A 14,067-nucleotide genomic window follows, 5' to 3' on the forward strand; every position below is an offset into this window, starting at 1 on the left:
GGCCCACGATGCCCGACAAGCACATCCGCGTCGTCCTGCCGGGGCTGCTCATGGCGATGCTCCTGGCCATGCTCGACAACGTCATCGTCGGCACCGCGATGCCCCGCATCGTCGGTGACCTCGGCGGCGTCGACCACCTGTCGTGGGTCGTCACCGCGTACGTCCTGGGCGCCACCGTCTCCACCCCGATCTGGGGCAAGCTCGGCGACCTGTACGGGCGCAAGACGGTCTTCCTGACCTCGATCGTGCTGTTCCTGCTCGGCTCGGTGCTGTGCGGCTTCGCCCAGGACATGCCGCAGCTCATCGGGTTCCGCGCGTTCCAGGGCCTCGGCTCCGGCGGCCTGATGGTCGGCGCGATGGCCGTCCTCGGCGACCTGGTGCCACCCCGCGAGCGCGGCAGGTACCAGGGCCAGTTCGCCGCGGTCATGGCGGTCGCGATGGTCGGCGGCCCGCTGGTCGGCGGCTTCATCACCGACCACGCCGACTGGCGCTGGGCGTTCTTCGTCAACCTGCCGCTCGGCGGCGCCGCCCTGGTGCTGCTCGCGCTGCGGCTCGACCTGCCGAAGCGGCGCACCGAGCACCGCATCGACTGGTTCGGCGCGGCACTGCTGTCGGCCGGGGTGACCGCGCTGGTCCTGATCACCACGTGGGGCGGCAACCAGTACGCCTGGGGCTCCGCGCAGATCCTGGGCCTGGCCGCCCTCGCCGTGGTCTCGCTCGCCGTCTTCGTGGTCGTCGAGCGCCGCCACCCGGAGCCGATCCTGCCGCTGGGCATCTTCCGCAACCGCAACTTCTCGCTGGTGTCCGGCGTCGGCTTCCTGGTCGGGTTCGCGATGTTCGGCGCGATCACGTTCCTGCCGCTGTACCAGCAGATCGTGCAGGGCGCGTCCGCGACCAACTCCGGCCTGCTCCTGCTGCCGATGATGGGCGGCCTGCTGGTGACCTCGCTGCTGGTCGGCCGGATGATCACCAAGACCGGGAAGTACCGGATCTACCCGGTCATCGGCGGCCTCGTCATGATCCTGGCGATGGTGCTGCTGTCGCGGCTGGACGCGGACACCTCCAAGCTCGAGTCGGGCATTTACATGACCGTCCTCGGCCTGGGTATGGGCTTCCTGATGCAGACGTCGATGCTGATCGCGCAGAACAGCGTCGAGCTCAAGGACCTCGGGGTGGCCAGCAGCACGGCGACGTTCGCGCGCTCGATCGGCGGCGCGTTCGGCGTGGCGGCGTTCGGCGCGATCTTCAACCACCGGCTGCACGACCTGCTCGCCGACCGGGTCGGCCCGCAGGCGGCGGACCGGCTCTCCGGCGGCGGTGGCGGCGGCGCCACCATCGGCCCCGCGACGCTCGGCGCGCTGCCCGCGCAGGTGCGCACCGCGGTCGTCGACTCGATCGCCGGCGCCACGTCCAGCGTGTTCCTGTGGGCGGTGGCGGCGACGGTCCTGGTCCCGCTGCTCGCGGTCTTCATCCGCGAGGTCGCGCTGCGCGGCGGCCCCGAGACGGCGCAGGAGCGGGCGGAAAGCACGCTCGTTGCGCAGGAAGGGTAGTTTCGCGCACAGTATGCGCGAACTTGCCGGAAAAACTGGCGTCTGGTGCGCGAAGCTGCGAAGATTTGAGCAGTAACGCGCACCAGACGACCCAAGGGAGTAGCCGTGACCGAGCAGCCCGGCGCCGGCATGCAGGCGGACATCGCCGAGCAGCCGGCGGTGTTCGCGAGGCTCGTCGACGAGCAGGCCGACGCGATCGCCGCCGTCGCCGCGCAGATCGCGCAGTGGCAGCCACGCAACGTGATCTTCACGGCGCGGGGCACCTCCGACCACGCCGCCCTGTACGCGGCGTACCTCACCGAGATCCGCCTCGGCATCCCCGTCGGCCTCGCGTCGCCGTCGGCGATGACGCTGTACGGCGCCCGCCCCGACCTGCGCGACACGCTCGTCGTCGGGGTCAGCCAGAGCGGCGGCTCACCCGACCTCCACGAGGTCCTGCGCGTCGCCGGCGAGCAGGGCGCGCACACCCTCGCCGTCACCAACAACGCCGCGTCGCCCCTCGCGCGGGTCGCCGAGCTGCACGTCGACGTCGTCGCCGGGCACGAGGTCGCCGTCGCGGCCACCAAGACCTACACCGCCGAGCTGCTCGCCCTGCTCATGCTCGTGGAGAGCATCCGGGGCGGCGGCACCCTGCCCGCCGAGGAGCTCGCCGAGCTGCGCAAGCTGCCCGAGCACGCGGCCACCGTCCTCGCCGACACCGGCGCCGTGGACCTCGCCGCCCGGTACCGCTTCGCCGACCGGATCGTCACGACGGGCCGCGGCTACGCGTACCCGACGGCCCGGGAGACCGCGCTGAAGCTCATGGAGACCTCCTACGTGGCCGGTCTCGCGTTCTCCGGCGCCGACCTGCTGCACGGCCCCCTCGCCATGGCCGACCCCGACGTGCCGGTCCTGGCCGTCGTCGGCGGCGGCCCCGCCGGCACCTCGATGCGCGACGTCGTCGGCCGCCTCGGCGAGCGCCGCGCCGACGTGGTCGTCTTCGGCCCGTCCGCGGTCGACGGCGCCGCCGGCTGGGTGCGCACGCCCGACGTCGACGAGCGCTACGCGCCGCTGCTGGACATCCTGCCGCTGCAGCGGCTCGCCCTCGCGCTCGCCCGGCACCGCGGCGAGAACCCCGACGCGCCGCGCGGCCTCAAGAAGGTGACGGCGACCCTGTAACGGCGGAGGCCGGGACGTCCACGACCGCGGGCCGGCCCTCGCGCACGGCCCGCGTCTCGAACGACACCGGGGGCCGCTCGGCGACCACGATCTGGTACGCCGGCCGGCTCCCGGACAGGTTCAGCAGCTCGAAGGCGAAGTTGCAGCGGTAGCCGTCCGACGCGGTGGCCAGCACTCCCGAGGCGAGGGTGGTCACGGCGATCACCTTGCCGCCGGCGTCGGCCGCCTTCACCGGCGCGCCGGCCACGATGTCCGGCGCCGACGCCGGCGCCAGGCACGGCGTGCCCGGCAACCCGGCCGCCGCGCCGGCCACGCTCGCGTAACCGTGCAGCTGGAAGTTGTCGGGTTTGCTCGTCTCGCCGGAGCGGCCCAGCCACCCGCAGCCACCGAGCGACAACACGAGGGCGAGGGGAACCAGCAGGCGGCGCACCGGCCCACCTTAGTCTGTAGCGGTGTCGACCCTGCGTGACCTCGTCGAGGAGCACACCTCCCTCGCACCCGAGGACATCGAGCACCTGCACCGCCTCGCCGGCGACTGGCAGATCGTGTCCGACCTGTCCTTCGCCGACCTGCTCATGTGGGTGCCGATCGCGGACCGCGGCGAGTTCCTCTGCGTCGCGCAGGTGCGCCCCACCACCGCGCCGACCGCCTACCAGGACGACCAGGTCGGCCGGGTCTCCGGCGGGCCCGAGGTCGCGCACCTGGCGATCGTGCGGTCGCAGGGGCGGATCTGGCGCGAGGGCGACCCCGTCTGGTACGGCGACATGCCCGCCCGCCACGAGGCGATCCCGGTCCGCCGGCGCGGCGAGTCGCAGGTCATCGCCGTCGTCGGGCGCGACACCAACCTCAGCACCGCCCGCACGCCGGCGCAGCTGGAGCTCAACTACCTGACCACCGCCGACGACCTGGCGCAGATGATCGCCGACGGCACGTTCCCGCCGCCGCGGCACCCGGGGGAGACCACCAGCGCCCCCCGCATCGGCGACGGCCTGGTCCGCCTCGACGCGTCCGGCAAGGTCACCTACGCCAGCCCCAACGCGCAGTCGGCGTACCGGCGGCTCGGGCTCGCCGCGCACCTGGTCGGTGAGAGCCTCGCCGAGATCACCGGCCGGCTCGTCGACGACCCCCTGGAGGGCAAGGACGCCACCGACCGGGTCCACTCCGCGCTGCGCGGCGACGCACCGGCCCGCAAGGAGCTGGAGGCCCGCGGCGCGACCGTGCTCATGCGGGCGCTGCCGCTGATGCCGGCGGGCGTGCCGATCGGCGCGCTGGTCCTGGTCCGCGACATCACCGAGGTCCGCCGCCGCGACCGGCAGCTCATGACGAAGGACGCCACGATCCGCGAGATCCACCACCGGGTCAAGAACAACCTGCAGACCGTCGCCGCCCTGCTGCGGCTGCAGGCCCGGCGGGTCGGCGTCCCGGCCGCCCGGCACGCACTCGAGGAGTCGGTGCGCCGGGTCGCGTCGATCGCGCTGGTCCACGAGACCCTGTCGATGTCCGCCTCCGACACCGCGGACGAGGCGGTCGAGTTCGACGGCATCGTCGACCGGGTCGCCGCCGCCGCGGTGGAGGTCGCCGCCTCCGACTTCACCGTCGCGCTGCGCCGCGAGGGCGACTTCGGGGTGCTGCCCGCGGAGATCGCCACGCCGCTGGTCATGGTGCTCAACGAGCTGCTGCAGAACGCCGTCGAGCACGCGTTCGAGCCGTCGGGGGAAGGCGGGGAGCGCACCGGCGCGCCGGAGGTCGTCGTGTCCGTGCACCGCTTCCGCAAGCAGCTGCACGTGACCGTCGCCGACAACGGCCGCGGGTTGCCCGACACGTTCGACCTCGACAACAGCGAGCGGCTCGGGCTGCAGATTGTGCGGACCCTCGCCACCGGGGAGCTGCGCGGCACGATCGAGCTGCGCAGCCGCGCGGAGGGCGGCACGGAGGCCGTGATGGTCGTCCCACTGGCGAAACGCTGAAACCTACCGCAGTGTGGGACCGGCCGGGCATCATGCCCTCCGAACCAGGTGATGCCCTTCTGTATTTCCTATCGGCTGAGTCTTGTTTTTGTTGCGTCCTGGTGACGCGGGTTTGAGACAACCCTCACGCGGCCGTGGCGTAAGGACCGGTCGACGTGGAACACTGCACCTTATGCACGCTGCTTCTCTGCGGCTCGTCAGCCGCCGACACGTCGACTACGGTCGCGTGCGCAGCGCCATGTGTCCGGCTTGCTGAACGCCGCCCGTCATCTTTTCCCGGGCGCGCGACTTCGCGCCGGATTCTTCATGACATTGACGTCATCCATCGCGCATCTTCCGCGATAGGCCGGCGCTGGTTCGCGTGCTCTCAACCCTGAGAGGACGCCGACATGACGGTGAACACCGTCCCGGCAGCAAACGCCGCACCCGCTCCCCGTCCCGCCGCCCGCGGTGGTGCACGGACCGGAGCCGGTGGGCGCCCTCGCGGCGAGGGGCAGTGGGCGCTCGGTCACCGCGAGCCGCTCAACCCCAACGAGCGCAGCAAGAAGGACGACAACCCGCTCAACGTCCGGGCCCGCATCGAGTCGATCTACGCGCTGCGCGGCTTCGACTCCATCGACCCCGCCGACCTGCGCGGCCGCTTCCGCTGGTTCGGCCTGTACACGCAGCGCAAGCCCGGCATCGACGGCGGCCGCACCGCGATCCTCGAACCCGAGGAGCTCGACGACAAGTACTTCATGCTGCGCATCCGCAGCGACGGCGGCCAGCTGAACCTGGCGCAGCTGCGCACCATCGCGTCGATCTCCACCCGCTTCGGCCGCGACACCGCCGACATCACCGACCGGCAGAACATCCAGCTGCACTGGATCCGCGTCGAGGACGTCCCGCAGATCTGGCAGGAGCTGGAGGCGGTCGGCCTGTCGACCACCGAGGCCTGCGGCGACACCCCCCGCGTCGTGCTCGGCAGCCCGATCGCCGGCGTCGCGGAGAGCGAGGTCCTCGACCCGACCGAGGCGATCACCGAGATCACCGCGAAGTACGTCGGCGACCCGTCGCTGTCGAACCTGCCGCGCAAGTTCAAGACCTCGATCTCGTGGCTGCCCGACACCCCGTACGAGGCGAACGACGTCTCCTTCGTCGGCGTCATCCACCCGGAGCACGGCCCCGGCTTCGACCTGTGGGTCGGTGGCGGCCTGTCGACGAACCCGATGCTCGCCCAGCGCGTCGGCGTGTGGGTGCCGCTGCACGAGGTCGTCGACGTGTGGCACGGCGTCATCCAGATCTTCCGTGACTACGGCTACCGCCGGCTGCGCAGCCGCGCCCGGCTGAAGTTCCTCGTCGCCGACTGGGGCGTGGCGAAGTTCCGCGAGGTGCTGGAGACCGAGTACCTCAAGCGCGCCCTGATCGACGGCCCGTCGCCGGAGCTGCCGGAGAAGCCGATCGACCACATCGGCGTGCACAAGCAGTGGGACGGCAAGTTCTTCGTCGGTGCCGCGCCCGTCGCCGGCCGCAGCTCCGGCACCCAGCTCGCCCGGGTCGCCGACCTCGCCGAGCGGTACGGCAGCGACCGGGTGCGGCTCACCCCGTACCAGAAGCTGATCGTCCTGGACATCGCCGAGGCCGACACCGAGGCGGTCGTGCTGGGCCTGCGCGAGGCCGGCCTGGAGGCCCGCCCGTCCACCTGGCGGCGCAGCACCATGGCGTGCACCGGCATCGAGTTCTGCAAGCTCGCGATCGTCGAGACGAAGGCGCGCGCCGCGGAGCTCGTCGAGCACCTCGAGGCGAAGGTCGCCGAGCTCGACGCCGACATCTCCATCCACCTCAACGGCTGTCCCAACGCGTGCGCCCGCACCCAGGTCGCCGACATCGGCCTCAAGGGCATGCTGGTGCGCGACGAGACCACCGGCGACATGGTCGAGGGCTTCCAGATCCACCTCGGTGGCGGCCTCGGCATGGCGGCCGGACAGAACGCCGGCTTCGGCCGCAAGCTGCGCGGCCTGAAGACCACCGCCGCCGACCTGCCCTCCTACGTCGAGCGGGTCGCCAACCACTACCTGGCCGGACGCTCGTCCGGCGAGTCCTTCGCCCAGTGGGTCATGCGGGCGCCCGAGGAGCAGTTGCGATGAGCGAACGGATGGCTCCGCTGTACTGCCCGTACTGCGGGGACGAGGACCTACGGCCACACGAAGAGACCCACGGCGCATGGGAGTGCCGCAGCTGCGCACGGGTCTTCGCACTGAAATTCCTGGGGCTCGCGGCACACCTGTTGGAGGCGAAGCGATGAGCACAGCCGTTGCACGTACCCGAGAAGAGTCCATCGCCCTGGCCAAGGAGGCGTCGGCCCGGCTCGAGGGCCAGCCCGCCGACAAGATCGTGGAGTGGGCCGCCGGCGAGTTCGGCGACCGGTTCTGTGTGACCAGCTCGTTCGCCGACGCCGTCCTCGCCCACGTGGTGTCGAAGGTGGTGCCCGGCGTGCCGGTCATCTTCCTCGACACGGGCCTGCACTTCGCCGAGACGCTGCGGGTCCGCGAGGTCGTGCAGCGGACGCTGCCGGTGACCGTCCGCTCGATCCGCCCGCGGCAGACCGTCGCCGAGCAGGACGCCGAGTTCGGGCCCCGGCTCTACGCCCGCGACCCCGACGAGTGCTGCTTCCTGCGCAAGATCGAGCCGCTGGAGCGGGCCCTGGAGGACTACGACGCATGGGCCGCCGGCCTGCGCCGCGACGAGTCGCCCAGCCGCGCCAACACGCCGATCGTGAGCTTCGAGCAGGCCCGCGGCAAGTTCAAGGTGTCGCCCCTGGCCCAGTGGACGCAGGCCGACGTCGACGCGTACATCTCCCGCTGGAACGTGCCGGTCAACGCCCTCATGCGGCAGGGGTACGCCTCCGTCGGCTGCTGGCCGTGCACCCGGCGGACCCCTCCCGGCGGCGACCCGCGCGGCGGGCGCTGGCCGATGTTCGACAAGACCGAGTGCGGGTTGCACACGGGATGACCGGCCCGGAGCGCAGCGGAGGGCTGGGCGTCCCGTGTGGGTTCTGTCAGGGCGGCGCCGCGAAGGGCCCGGCGTGACCGCTGTGCTCCTGGTGGCGCACGGGTCCGCGGACCCGCGGGCGGCGGCCTCGACGAGGGCCCTCGCCCGCGCGGTCGCGGCCCAGCGCCCCGGGCTGGACGTGCGGACCGCCTACCTCGACCACGCCGGGCCCCGCCCGGACGCGGTCCTGCACGACATGCAGCGGCTCGGGCACCGCTCGGCGGTCGTGGTGCCGCTGCTGCTCACGTCCGCGTTCCACGGCCGGGTCGACCTGCCGGCGGTGATCGCCCGCGCGTATGCCGACGGCCTGACCATGCGGGTGGTCACCACCGACGTGCTCGGGCCGGTCGGCGGCGTCGTGCATCCCCTGCTCGTCGCCGGGCTGCGCCGCCAGCTGCCGGCCGTGGCGCCGGACGGGGTCGTCATGGTCGCCGCCGGTACCCGCGACGACCTGGCCAGACGCACCGTGGACCTGGCCGCGGCCGCGCTCGGCCAGCAGCTGGGGCTGCCGTGCCGGGCGGCGTTCGCGTCGGGCTCACCGGTCACCGGCGCCGTCGCCGTGGCCGCGCTGCGCGCGCAGGGCTGCGCCCGGGTCGCGATCGCCTCGTACTTCCTGGCCACCGGCAGGCTGCACGAGGCCGCCGTCGCCTCCGCCGTGTCCGCGGGCGCCCTCGCGCCGGCCGCGGAGCCGCTGGGGCGCGCCCTGGACCTGGCCCGGCTGGTCGTGGCCCGGGTCGCGGCGGTTTCACCGGAGACGGTCGATCTGGCTGCCTGAGGGCCGCCGTGGATGCCGGCGGTTACGGTGGACGCATGCAGATGACATGCCCGAAGTGCCGCGGCGAGATGCGGCAGTACGAGCGCAGCGGTGTCACGGTCGACCAGTGCCTGGAGTGCCGTGGGATCTTCCTCGACCGTGGCGAGCTGGAGAAGCTCGTCGACGCGGAGAACGCCTGGCGCGGTGGGCGTGCTCCGCAGCCCGGCGCCCCGGGTGTCCCCGGTGTCCCGCCCGGGTTTCCGCCGCCGGGTGCGCCGCAGGGCTATCCGCCGCCCGGCGCCACGCAGGCGTACCCGCAGCAGCCCGCCTACGGTCAGCAGCCGTACGGCCAGCCCGGCTACGGCCAGCCAGCGTACGGTCAACCGGCCTACGGCCAGCCGGCGCACGGCCAGCCGCATTATCCGCAGCAGCACGGCCACTACGGTCATTACGGCCATCACAAGAAGCGCAAGAAGCACCACCGGGAGAGCTTCTTCGAGGAGCTGTTCGACTGAGCGTTCTTGCCCTCGCTCGTCAGTGCTCCGGCATGCGAAACGCCCCGGCCGACCCGGCCGGGGCATTTTCGTCTGCGTCTTCGCGCTTCGTCAGCGCTTTGTTTGTGTGCGGTTATGGCAAGGCTATGCGGAGTGAGCGCGGACCCGGAGGCCGCCGCGACGCTTCATCAAGCGACGCTCGTCTTCGCTCATTCCGCCCCAGACGCCTGCGTCCTGACCCGAGTCGAGTGCCCATTGCAGGCAGTCACTGGTCACGGAGCAGCGCTGGCAGACTGCCTTCGCCTGCTCGACCTGCAGCAACGCGGGGCCGGAAGTCCCAATGGGGAAGAACAGCTCCGGGTCCTCGTCGCGGCAGAGGGCATGGTGGCGCCAGTCCGACATGGCGGCAACACTCCTTGTTGTTTTCGCGGATCGTTGTTGATGATTCCCTATATGCATCTCGCGTAACGTCTCGGCTAGGCGGAGCCTGAAGATCCGTAACGCGCCTGCGGGCAACGCTCAGTGTTCGTTTCGCTTGTGAATGCTTTCACGAACTACCGCGATGTCAAGGGGTCCAAACCAAGAAAATCCAAGTCGGTGAGCAAGCTCACGTACTGTTTGTCCGATTTTAATGTGGTTGGGGACCCTGAATCGCAACAGTCAGTTACCAATGTAGTACGGTTTGGTCAACGACCGGAGGGGTTTGGGGGATGCGGTCGCGGTGTCTCCGTCGCGACTCTCTGCAACTTTCTCCCCCTTCGGTGGACGTCGCCGGGGGTGACTCAACACACTACGCGTAACGCCCCCGGCACGGACGCGAAATCCAGTTTGTCGCACTCTCCGAGGTACTCCCCGTCGACCTGGAAAGCGATCGGTTTGGCAGCGGTGAGCGTGAACCCGGCCAGATCGTGCATCCGCAGCACCTGCTTACCCTTCGGGTCGACACCCCGCACGAGCTGGGACATCGTCCGGACCGTGCTGCCGACCTGCATCTGCAGCAGGCCCAGCACGTCCAGCCCCGTGTCGAAGGAGGCACGCGGATTCGGATCCACCGGCCGCTCGCCGATGTAGGTCCACGGTGCGGTGTTCTGCACCAACATCCACGTTAGCCCGGATCTGGCCGGTTCGCCCGGGACCTCGAGCGTGAGCAGCGGCACCCGGCGGTTCGTCGACGCGTACTGCTGCGCGATCGAACGGAAATACAGCCACGGCGTGGACGTCGAACCACGGTGCCGGGCCTGGTCGACGCGCCGCACGACCTCCGCGTCGAGCCCCATACCGGCACAGAACGTGAAATACCGGTCGTCCGCGCGGCCGAGGCCGACGATCCGCTCCCTCCGGTCCCGCAGCGCCTCCAGGATCGCGCCGGTGCCCTCGGCCCAGTCACTCGGCAACCCCAGCGCCCGGGCGAACACGTTCGTCGAGCCGCCGGGGACCACCGCGAGGGCCGGCCGCTCCTGCGCCCGCCCCGCCGACGGGCCGGCGTCGAACGTCATCAGCCCGTTCACCGCCTCGTTGACGGTGCCGTCCCCGCCGAGCGTCACGACCAGGTCGAACCCCTGCCGGGCCGCGTCGCGCGCCAGCTCCACCCCGTGGCCTTTGCGCTGCGTGTACGCCACCTCCAGGTCGACCTGGCTGCGCAACGCCCGCACCAGGATGTCCCGGCCGCGCTCGGTGGTGGTCGTCGCGTTCGGGTTGACGACCAGGAGGGCTCGCATGGGCGGCACTGTACCCGCTCTCCAGCGCGATAAGGTTGGCGCGCGGGACACGGAGCCCTGCACGGTCCCGTGCGGTTTTCTTCGAAAGGAACGTCAGGTGAGCGGCACGGCAGCACCCGAACAGGCGCCGGCGACCCTGCGGTGGGCGGTGCGGCTGCTGTTCGTGGAAGGCGCCGGGCTCGCCCTGCTGACGCTGCTGTTCGTGTACTTCGACCTCACCAGCGAGTGGACCGCCGCCGAGATCGCCCTGTCGACCACCGGCTACCTGGCGCTCATGACCGTGCTCTTCCTGTCCGTCGCCGTCGCGCTGCACCGCCGCCGCCGCTGGGCCCGCGGCCCCGGCATCGTCGCCCAGATGCTGCAGATGCCGATCGGCTGGACGATGCTGACCCACGGCCAGCCCCTGATCGGCGTCCCGCTCTTCGCCCTCGGCCTCGCCGGCGCGATCCTGCTGTTCGCGCCGTCGACCCGGATCGCGCTCGGCATCCGCTGAGCCGCGCTCGGCATCCGCTGGGCGGCGGTGGTCCGGGCTCCTGAGCGTGGCGGAGCGAGCTCCGCCGAAATGTAGGAGCCGGGGCGGCATTGCAGGTCCCGCCGATGGCCGGTGTGGCATACGCTGATTTGTCGTGACGGTCGCACCCGCCTACCAGGTCCTCGCTGACCGGCTCCGCGTCGAGATCATTTCCGGCCAGCTCCGGCCGGGTGCGCGACTGCCGACCGAGCCGCAGTTGTGCGAGCAGTCAGGCCTGAGCCGCTCCACCGTCCGTGAGGCGCTGCGCCTGCTCAGCAGCCAGCACCTGATCGTCACCACCCGCGGGGTCAACGGCGGCAGCTTCGTCGCCGAGCCTGACGCCCGTACACTCGGCGACTCCCTCACCGAAGGGGTCAGCCTGCTGCTGGCCAGCGGGGCCGTGAAGGGCGACGACTTCCTCGAGGTCCGCCGCATGCTCGAGGTGCCCGCCGCCGGCCTGGCCGCCGCCCGCCGCGAACCCCACCACCTGCGCGAGCTGGAAGCGGCCATGTTCGACCCGGACAGCGCCAGCCTCGACGACCGCATCGCCGCCCACGCCGCGTTCCACCTCGCGGTCGCCGCCGCGTCCGGCAACACCCTGCTCTGCCTGGTCGTGCGCCCGCTCTACACCGTCAGCGACCGCAAGGCCGCCGCCCACAACGCGCCGCCGCCGATGTGGCGCGTCATCGACCGCGACCACCGGGCACTGCTCGCCGCGATCCGTGACCAGGACATCGACCTCGCCATGGAGATCGCCCGCGGCCACATCGACAACGTCCGCCCGGCCGAGGTGCCGCCCCAGCACACCCGCATCCCCGTGCCCGGCGTGGCGGCGCTGAAGGAGCGCCCACTGTAGGGCTACTTCGGCCGGCGTTTGGTCAGGCGGATGCTCGCCTGGAGGCCGTCGACGGTCGCGGAGACCTCGTCGGCCAGGGCGCTGAGCACCTGCCAGGCGAACGACTCACCGCCGGGGAGCCGCTCGGTGGGGGAGCCCAGCGGGACCGACGTCTCGACGGTCAACGCGTCGGTGGTGACCGTGAACCGGCAGGCCAGCTCGACGGTGTCGCCGAGCTGCGGGGTCTCGCTCGCCACCGCGAGCAGCATCGCGCAGGCCTCGTCGACGGCGATGCGCAGGTCTTCGATCTCGTCGAGGGTGAACTGCAGCCGCGCGGCCAGACCCGCCGTCGCGGTGCGCAGCACCCCCAGGTAGGCGGGCGACGCCGGGACGGCCAGCAGGACGACGTCGTCGCCGTCCGCGCCTGACCTCTTCGAAACGACCTGAGTCACGCGATGAACCCCCTTGCCCGCGACTCTACGACGTCGCCGCACACCCCGGCGCGGCGGACACGACCGTGGGCACGGCGGCGGGGCCCCGTCGGCCCGCGGGCACCGTCCGCGGCGGCGCCCCGCGCCCCGGGGATCCCACGGACCCACACCCTGCGCGCCTCACGGACCGGCGTCACGCCGCCGGGCTCCCCGCCAGTGCCCGCAGCGCGTCGCCGGAGAGCCGGTACGGCAGCCAGTCCGACTTGTGCCGGGCGCCCAGCGACTCGTAGAAGCCGCGCGCCGGGTTCCAGTCCAGCACCGCCCACTCCAGCCGCGGGTACCCCGACTCCACACAGATACGCGCGAGCGCCGCCACGAGTGCCTTCCCGGCCCCGGTGCCGCGGGCCGCCGGTCGCACGTACAGGTCCTCGAGGTACACCCCGTGCACACCCTCCCAGGTGGAGAACGTCCGGAACCACAGGGCCATCCCGACGGTCTCGCCGTCGACGCGGGCGACGTGGCAGAACACCGACGGCGCCGGGTTGAACAGCGCCGCGCGCAGCTGCTCCGGCGTCAGGTGGCACTCCTCGACGGCCTTCTCGAACTCGGCGAGCTCGTACACCATCGCGACGATCGCCGGCACGTCCTCGTCGGTGGCCGGGTGGATCTCGACGCTCATCTATGTACCTCCGATAAAGAAACGCCCCCCACCCGCGTCAACGGTGTGGGGGGCGAACCTGTCAGCCGCAGGTCAGGCCTGCTTGGTCTCCCAGAAGATCTTCGCGATCTCGTCGATCTTCGCCAGCAGCTTCTCGGCGACGGCCGGGTCGACCGAACCCTTGGCGCCGGAGGCACCCGCGAGCTTCGTCGCCTCGTTGAAGAGGTTGTGCAGCTCCGGGTACTTCTCGAAGTGCGGCGGCTTGAAGTAGTCGGTCCACAGCACCCACAGGTGGTGCTTGACCAGCTCGGCGCGCTGTTCCTTGATCAGCAGGGCCCGGGTACGGAACTCGGGGTCGCTGCTGGCCTGGTACTTCTCGCTGATTGCCTTGACGGACTCGGCCTCAATACGGGCCTGCGCCGGGTCGTAGACACCACACGGCAGGTCGCAGTGGGCGCTCACCACGGTGCGCGGGGTGAATAGCCGCGACAGTCGCATCGAACCCTCCAGGGTGATTTGCGATGATCCTCAGTTGCTGACCCTACTCCTATCCAAGCCCGGGGATTTCATGCGCCTGCCGTGGTTCACCGCACTCGTGCACGGCCCCTCGATGGCGCCGACGCTGCGCCACGGTGATCGGATCCTCGTGCGCCGCGCCCGTACGGCCCGCCCCGGCGACGTCGTCGTCGGGTGTTTCCGCAGCCGGCCGGGGCTGCTGGTGGTCAAACGCGTGGCCCGGGCCGAGCCCGGCGGATGGTGGCTGACCGGCGATAATCCCTTCGGATCGGATGATTCAGCCACGTACGGGACCGCCGACATCATCGGACGTGTGACATTTCGCTGGTGGCCACAACCGGTGCGGTTGCGGCGCGGTCCGGCGTAAGGTGATGCGGATACCGGGTCACCCCCGCTGAATCGCATCTTGAGCGCTTTCACCACCCACGCGCTCCGCGGAAACACC

Annotated in this window: 16 protein-coding genes; 10 read left to right on the forward strand and 6 right to left on the reverse strand. The window is 71.4% G+C overall.

Annotation, left to right across the window (positions count from 1 at the left end; all coding sequences use genetic code 11):
* Nucleotides 1-8 precede the first annotated feature (8 nt).
* Entirely contained in the window at nt 9-1,550 is a 1,542-nt protein-coding gene (locus OP18_RS09825) for an MDR family MFS transporter (protein ID WP_033358440.1), read from the forward strand.
* A gap of 129 nt (nt 1,551-1,679) precedes the next feature.
* On the forward strand, nt 1,680-2,708 hold the full coding sequence (locus tag OP18_RS09830; protein ID WP_033358652.1) for an SIS domain-containing protein: 1,029 nt from the start codon (nt 1,680-1,682) through the stop codon (nt 2,706-2,708).
* Here the strand turns inward: OP18_RS09830 and OP18_RS09835 are convergent.
* Entirely contained in the window at nt 2,683-3,138 is a 456-nt protein-coding gene (locus OP18_RS09835) for a hypothetical protein (RefSeq protein WP_033358441.1), read from the reverse strand. The two genes, OP18_RS09830 and OP18_RS09835, sit on opposite strands and share 26 nt — an antisense overlap.
* A gap of 22 nt (nt 3,139-3,160) precedes the next feature.
* Between OP18_RS09835 and OP18_RS09840 the strand changes: the two genes are divergently transcribed.
* From OP18_RS09840 to OP18_RS09860, 5 genes are all read left to right on the forward strand, one after another.
* Nucleotides 3,161-4,675, forward strand: coding sequence for a sensor histidine kinase (locus OP18_RS09840; RefSeq protein WP_033358442.1), 1,515 nt, complete (start codon nt 3,161-3,163; stop codon nt 4,673-4,675).
* Nucleotides 4,676-5,064: 389 nt separating this feature from the next.
* Nucleotides 5,065-6,801 (forward strand): nitrite/sulfite reductase, encoded by a 1,737-nt coding sequence (locus OP18_RS09845; protein WP_033358443.1) that lies wholly within the window; start codon nt 5,065-5,067, stop codon nt 6,799-6,801.
* A 154-nt stretch (nt 6,802-6,955) separates the two neighbouring features.
* Nucleotides 6,956-7,666, forward strand: coding sequence for a phosphoadenylyl-sulfate reductase (locus tag OP18_RS09850; protein ID WP_052386460.1), 711 nt, complete (start codon nt 6,956-6,958; stop codon nt 7,664-7,666).
* A gap of 43 nt (nt 7,667-7,709) precedes the next feature.
* Nucleotides 7,710-8,480 (forward strand): sirohydrochlorin chelatase, encoded by a 771-nt coding sequence (locus tag OP18_RS09855; RefSeq protein ID WP_389251089.1) that lies wholly within the window; start codon nt 7,710-7,712, stop codon nt 8,478-8,480.
* A 35-nt stretch (nt 8,481-8,515) separates the two neighbouring features.
* Nucleotides 8,516-8,974 (forward strand): TFIIB-type zinc ribbon-containing protein, encoded by a 459-nt coding sequence (locus OP18_RS09860; RefSeq protein ID WP_033358445.1) that lies wholly within the window; start codon nt 8,516-8,518, stop codon nt 8,972-8,974.
* 123 nt (nt 8,975-9,097) lie between these two features.
* Here the strand turns inward: OP18_RS09860 and OP18_RS09865 are convergent, their stop codons facing one another.
* Together OP18_RS09865 and OP18_RS09870 are read right to left on the reverse strand one after the other, a co-directional pair.
* Complete coding sequence (locus tag OP18_RS09865; RefSeq protein WP_033358446.1) at nt 9,098-9,355, reverse strand: WhiB family transcriptional regulator; 258 nt, start codon at nt 9,353-9,355, stop codon at nt 9,098-9,100.
* Nucleotides 9,356-9,735: 380 nt separating this feature from the next.
* Nucleotides 9,736-10,671 carry a diacylglycerol/lipid kinase family protein gene (locus OP18_RS09870; RefSeq protein ID WP_033358447.1) on the reverse strand — a complete coding sequence of 312 codons (936 nt, stop codon included), beginning with the start codon at nt 10,669-10,671 and terminating at the stop codon, nt 9,736-9,738.
* A 97-nt stretch (nt 10,672-10,768) separates the two neighbouring features.
* Between OP18_RS09870 and OP18_RS09875 the strand changes: the two genes are divergently transcribed.
* Both OP18_RS09875 and OP18_RS09880 read left to right on the forward strand, forming a co-directional pair.
* The gene (locus OP18_RS09875) at nt 10,769-11,164 is read left to right on the forward strand and encodes a hypothetical protein (RefSeq protein ID WP_033358448.1); all 396 of its coding nucleotides are present in this window, start codon (nt 10,769-10,771) and stop codon (nt 11,162-11,164) included.
* Between the two features lie 133 nt (nt 11,165-11,297).
* The gene (locus OP18_RS09880; RefSeq protein WP_081970609.1) at nt 11,298-12,038 is read left to right on the forward strand and encodes a FadR/GntR family transcriptional regulator; all 741 of its coding nucleotides are present in this window, start codon (nt 11,298-11,300) and stop codon (nt 12,036-12,038) included.
* A gap of 2 nt (nt 12,039-12,040) precedes the next feature.
* On the opposite strand, the gene OP18_RS09885 is transcribed toward OP18_RS09880, so the two are convergent.
* From OP18_RS09885 to sodN, 3 genes are all read right to left on the reverse strand, one after another.
* Complete coding sequence (locus OP18_RS09885) at nt 12,041-12,469, reverse strand: ATP-binding protein (RefSeq protein ID WP_033358449.1); 429 nt, start codon at nt 12,467-12,469, stop codon at nt 12,041-12,043.
* 172 nt (nt 12,470-12,641) lie between these two features.
* On the reverse strand, nt 12,642-13,127 hold the full coding sequence (locus OP18_RS09890; RefSeq protein ID WP_033358450.1) for a GNAT family N-acetyltransferase: 486 nt from the start codon (nt 13,125-13,127) through the stop codon (nt 12,642-12,644).
* A gap of 72 nt (nt 13,128-13,199) precedes the next feature.
* Complete coding sequence (gene sodN, locus OP18_RS09895) at nt 13,200-13,604, reverse strand: superoxide dismutase, Ni (protein WP_033358451.1); 405 nt, start codon at nt 13,602-13,604, stop codon at nt 13,200-13,202.
* Between the two features lie 70 nt (nt 13,605-13,674).
* Between sodN and OP18_RS54935 the strand changes: the two genes are divergently transcribed.
* Nucleotides 13,675-13,989: a S24/S26 family peptidase gene (locus tag OP18_RS54935; protein WP_081970630.1), complete on the forward strand. Its 315-nt coding sequence runs from the start codon at nt 13,675-13,677 to the stop codon at nt 13,987-13,989.
* Nucleotides 13,990-14,067: the final 78 nt, after the last annotated feature.

The sequence above is a fragment of the Dactylosporangium aurantiacum genome (assembly GCF_000716715.1).
Taxonomy (GTDB): Bacteria; Actinomycetota; Actinomycetes; order Mycobacteriales; family Micromonosporaceae; genus Dactylosporangium; species Dactylosporangium aurantiacum.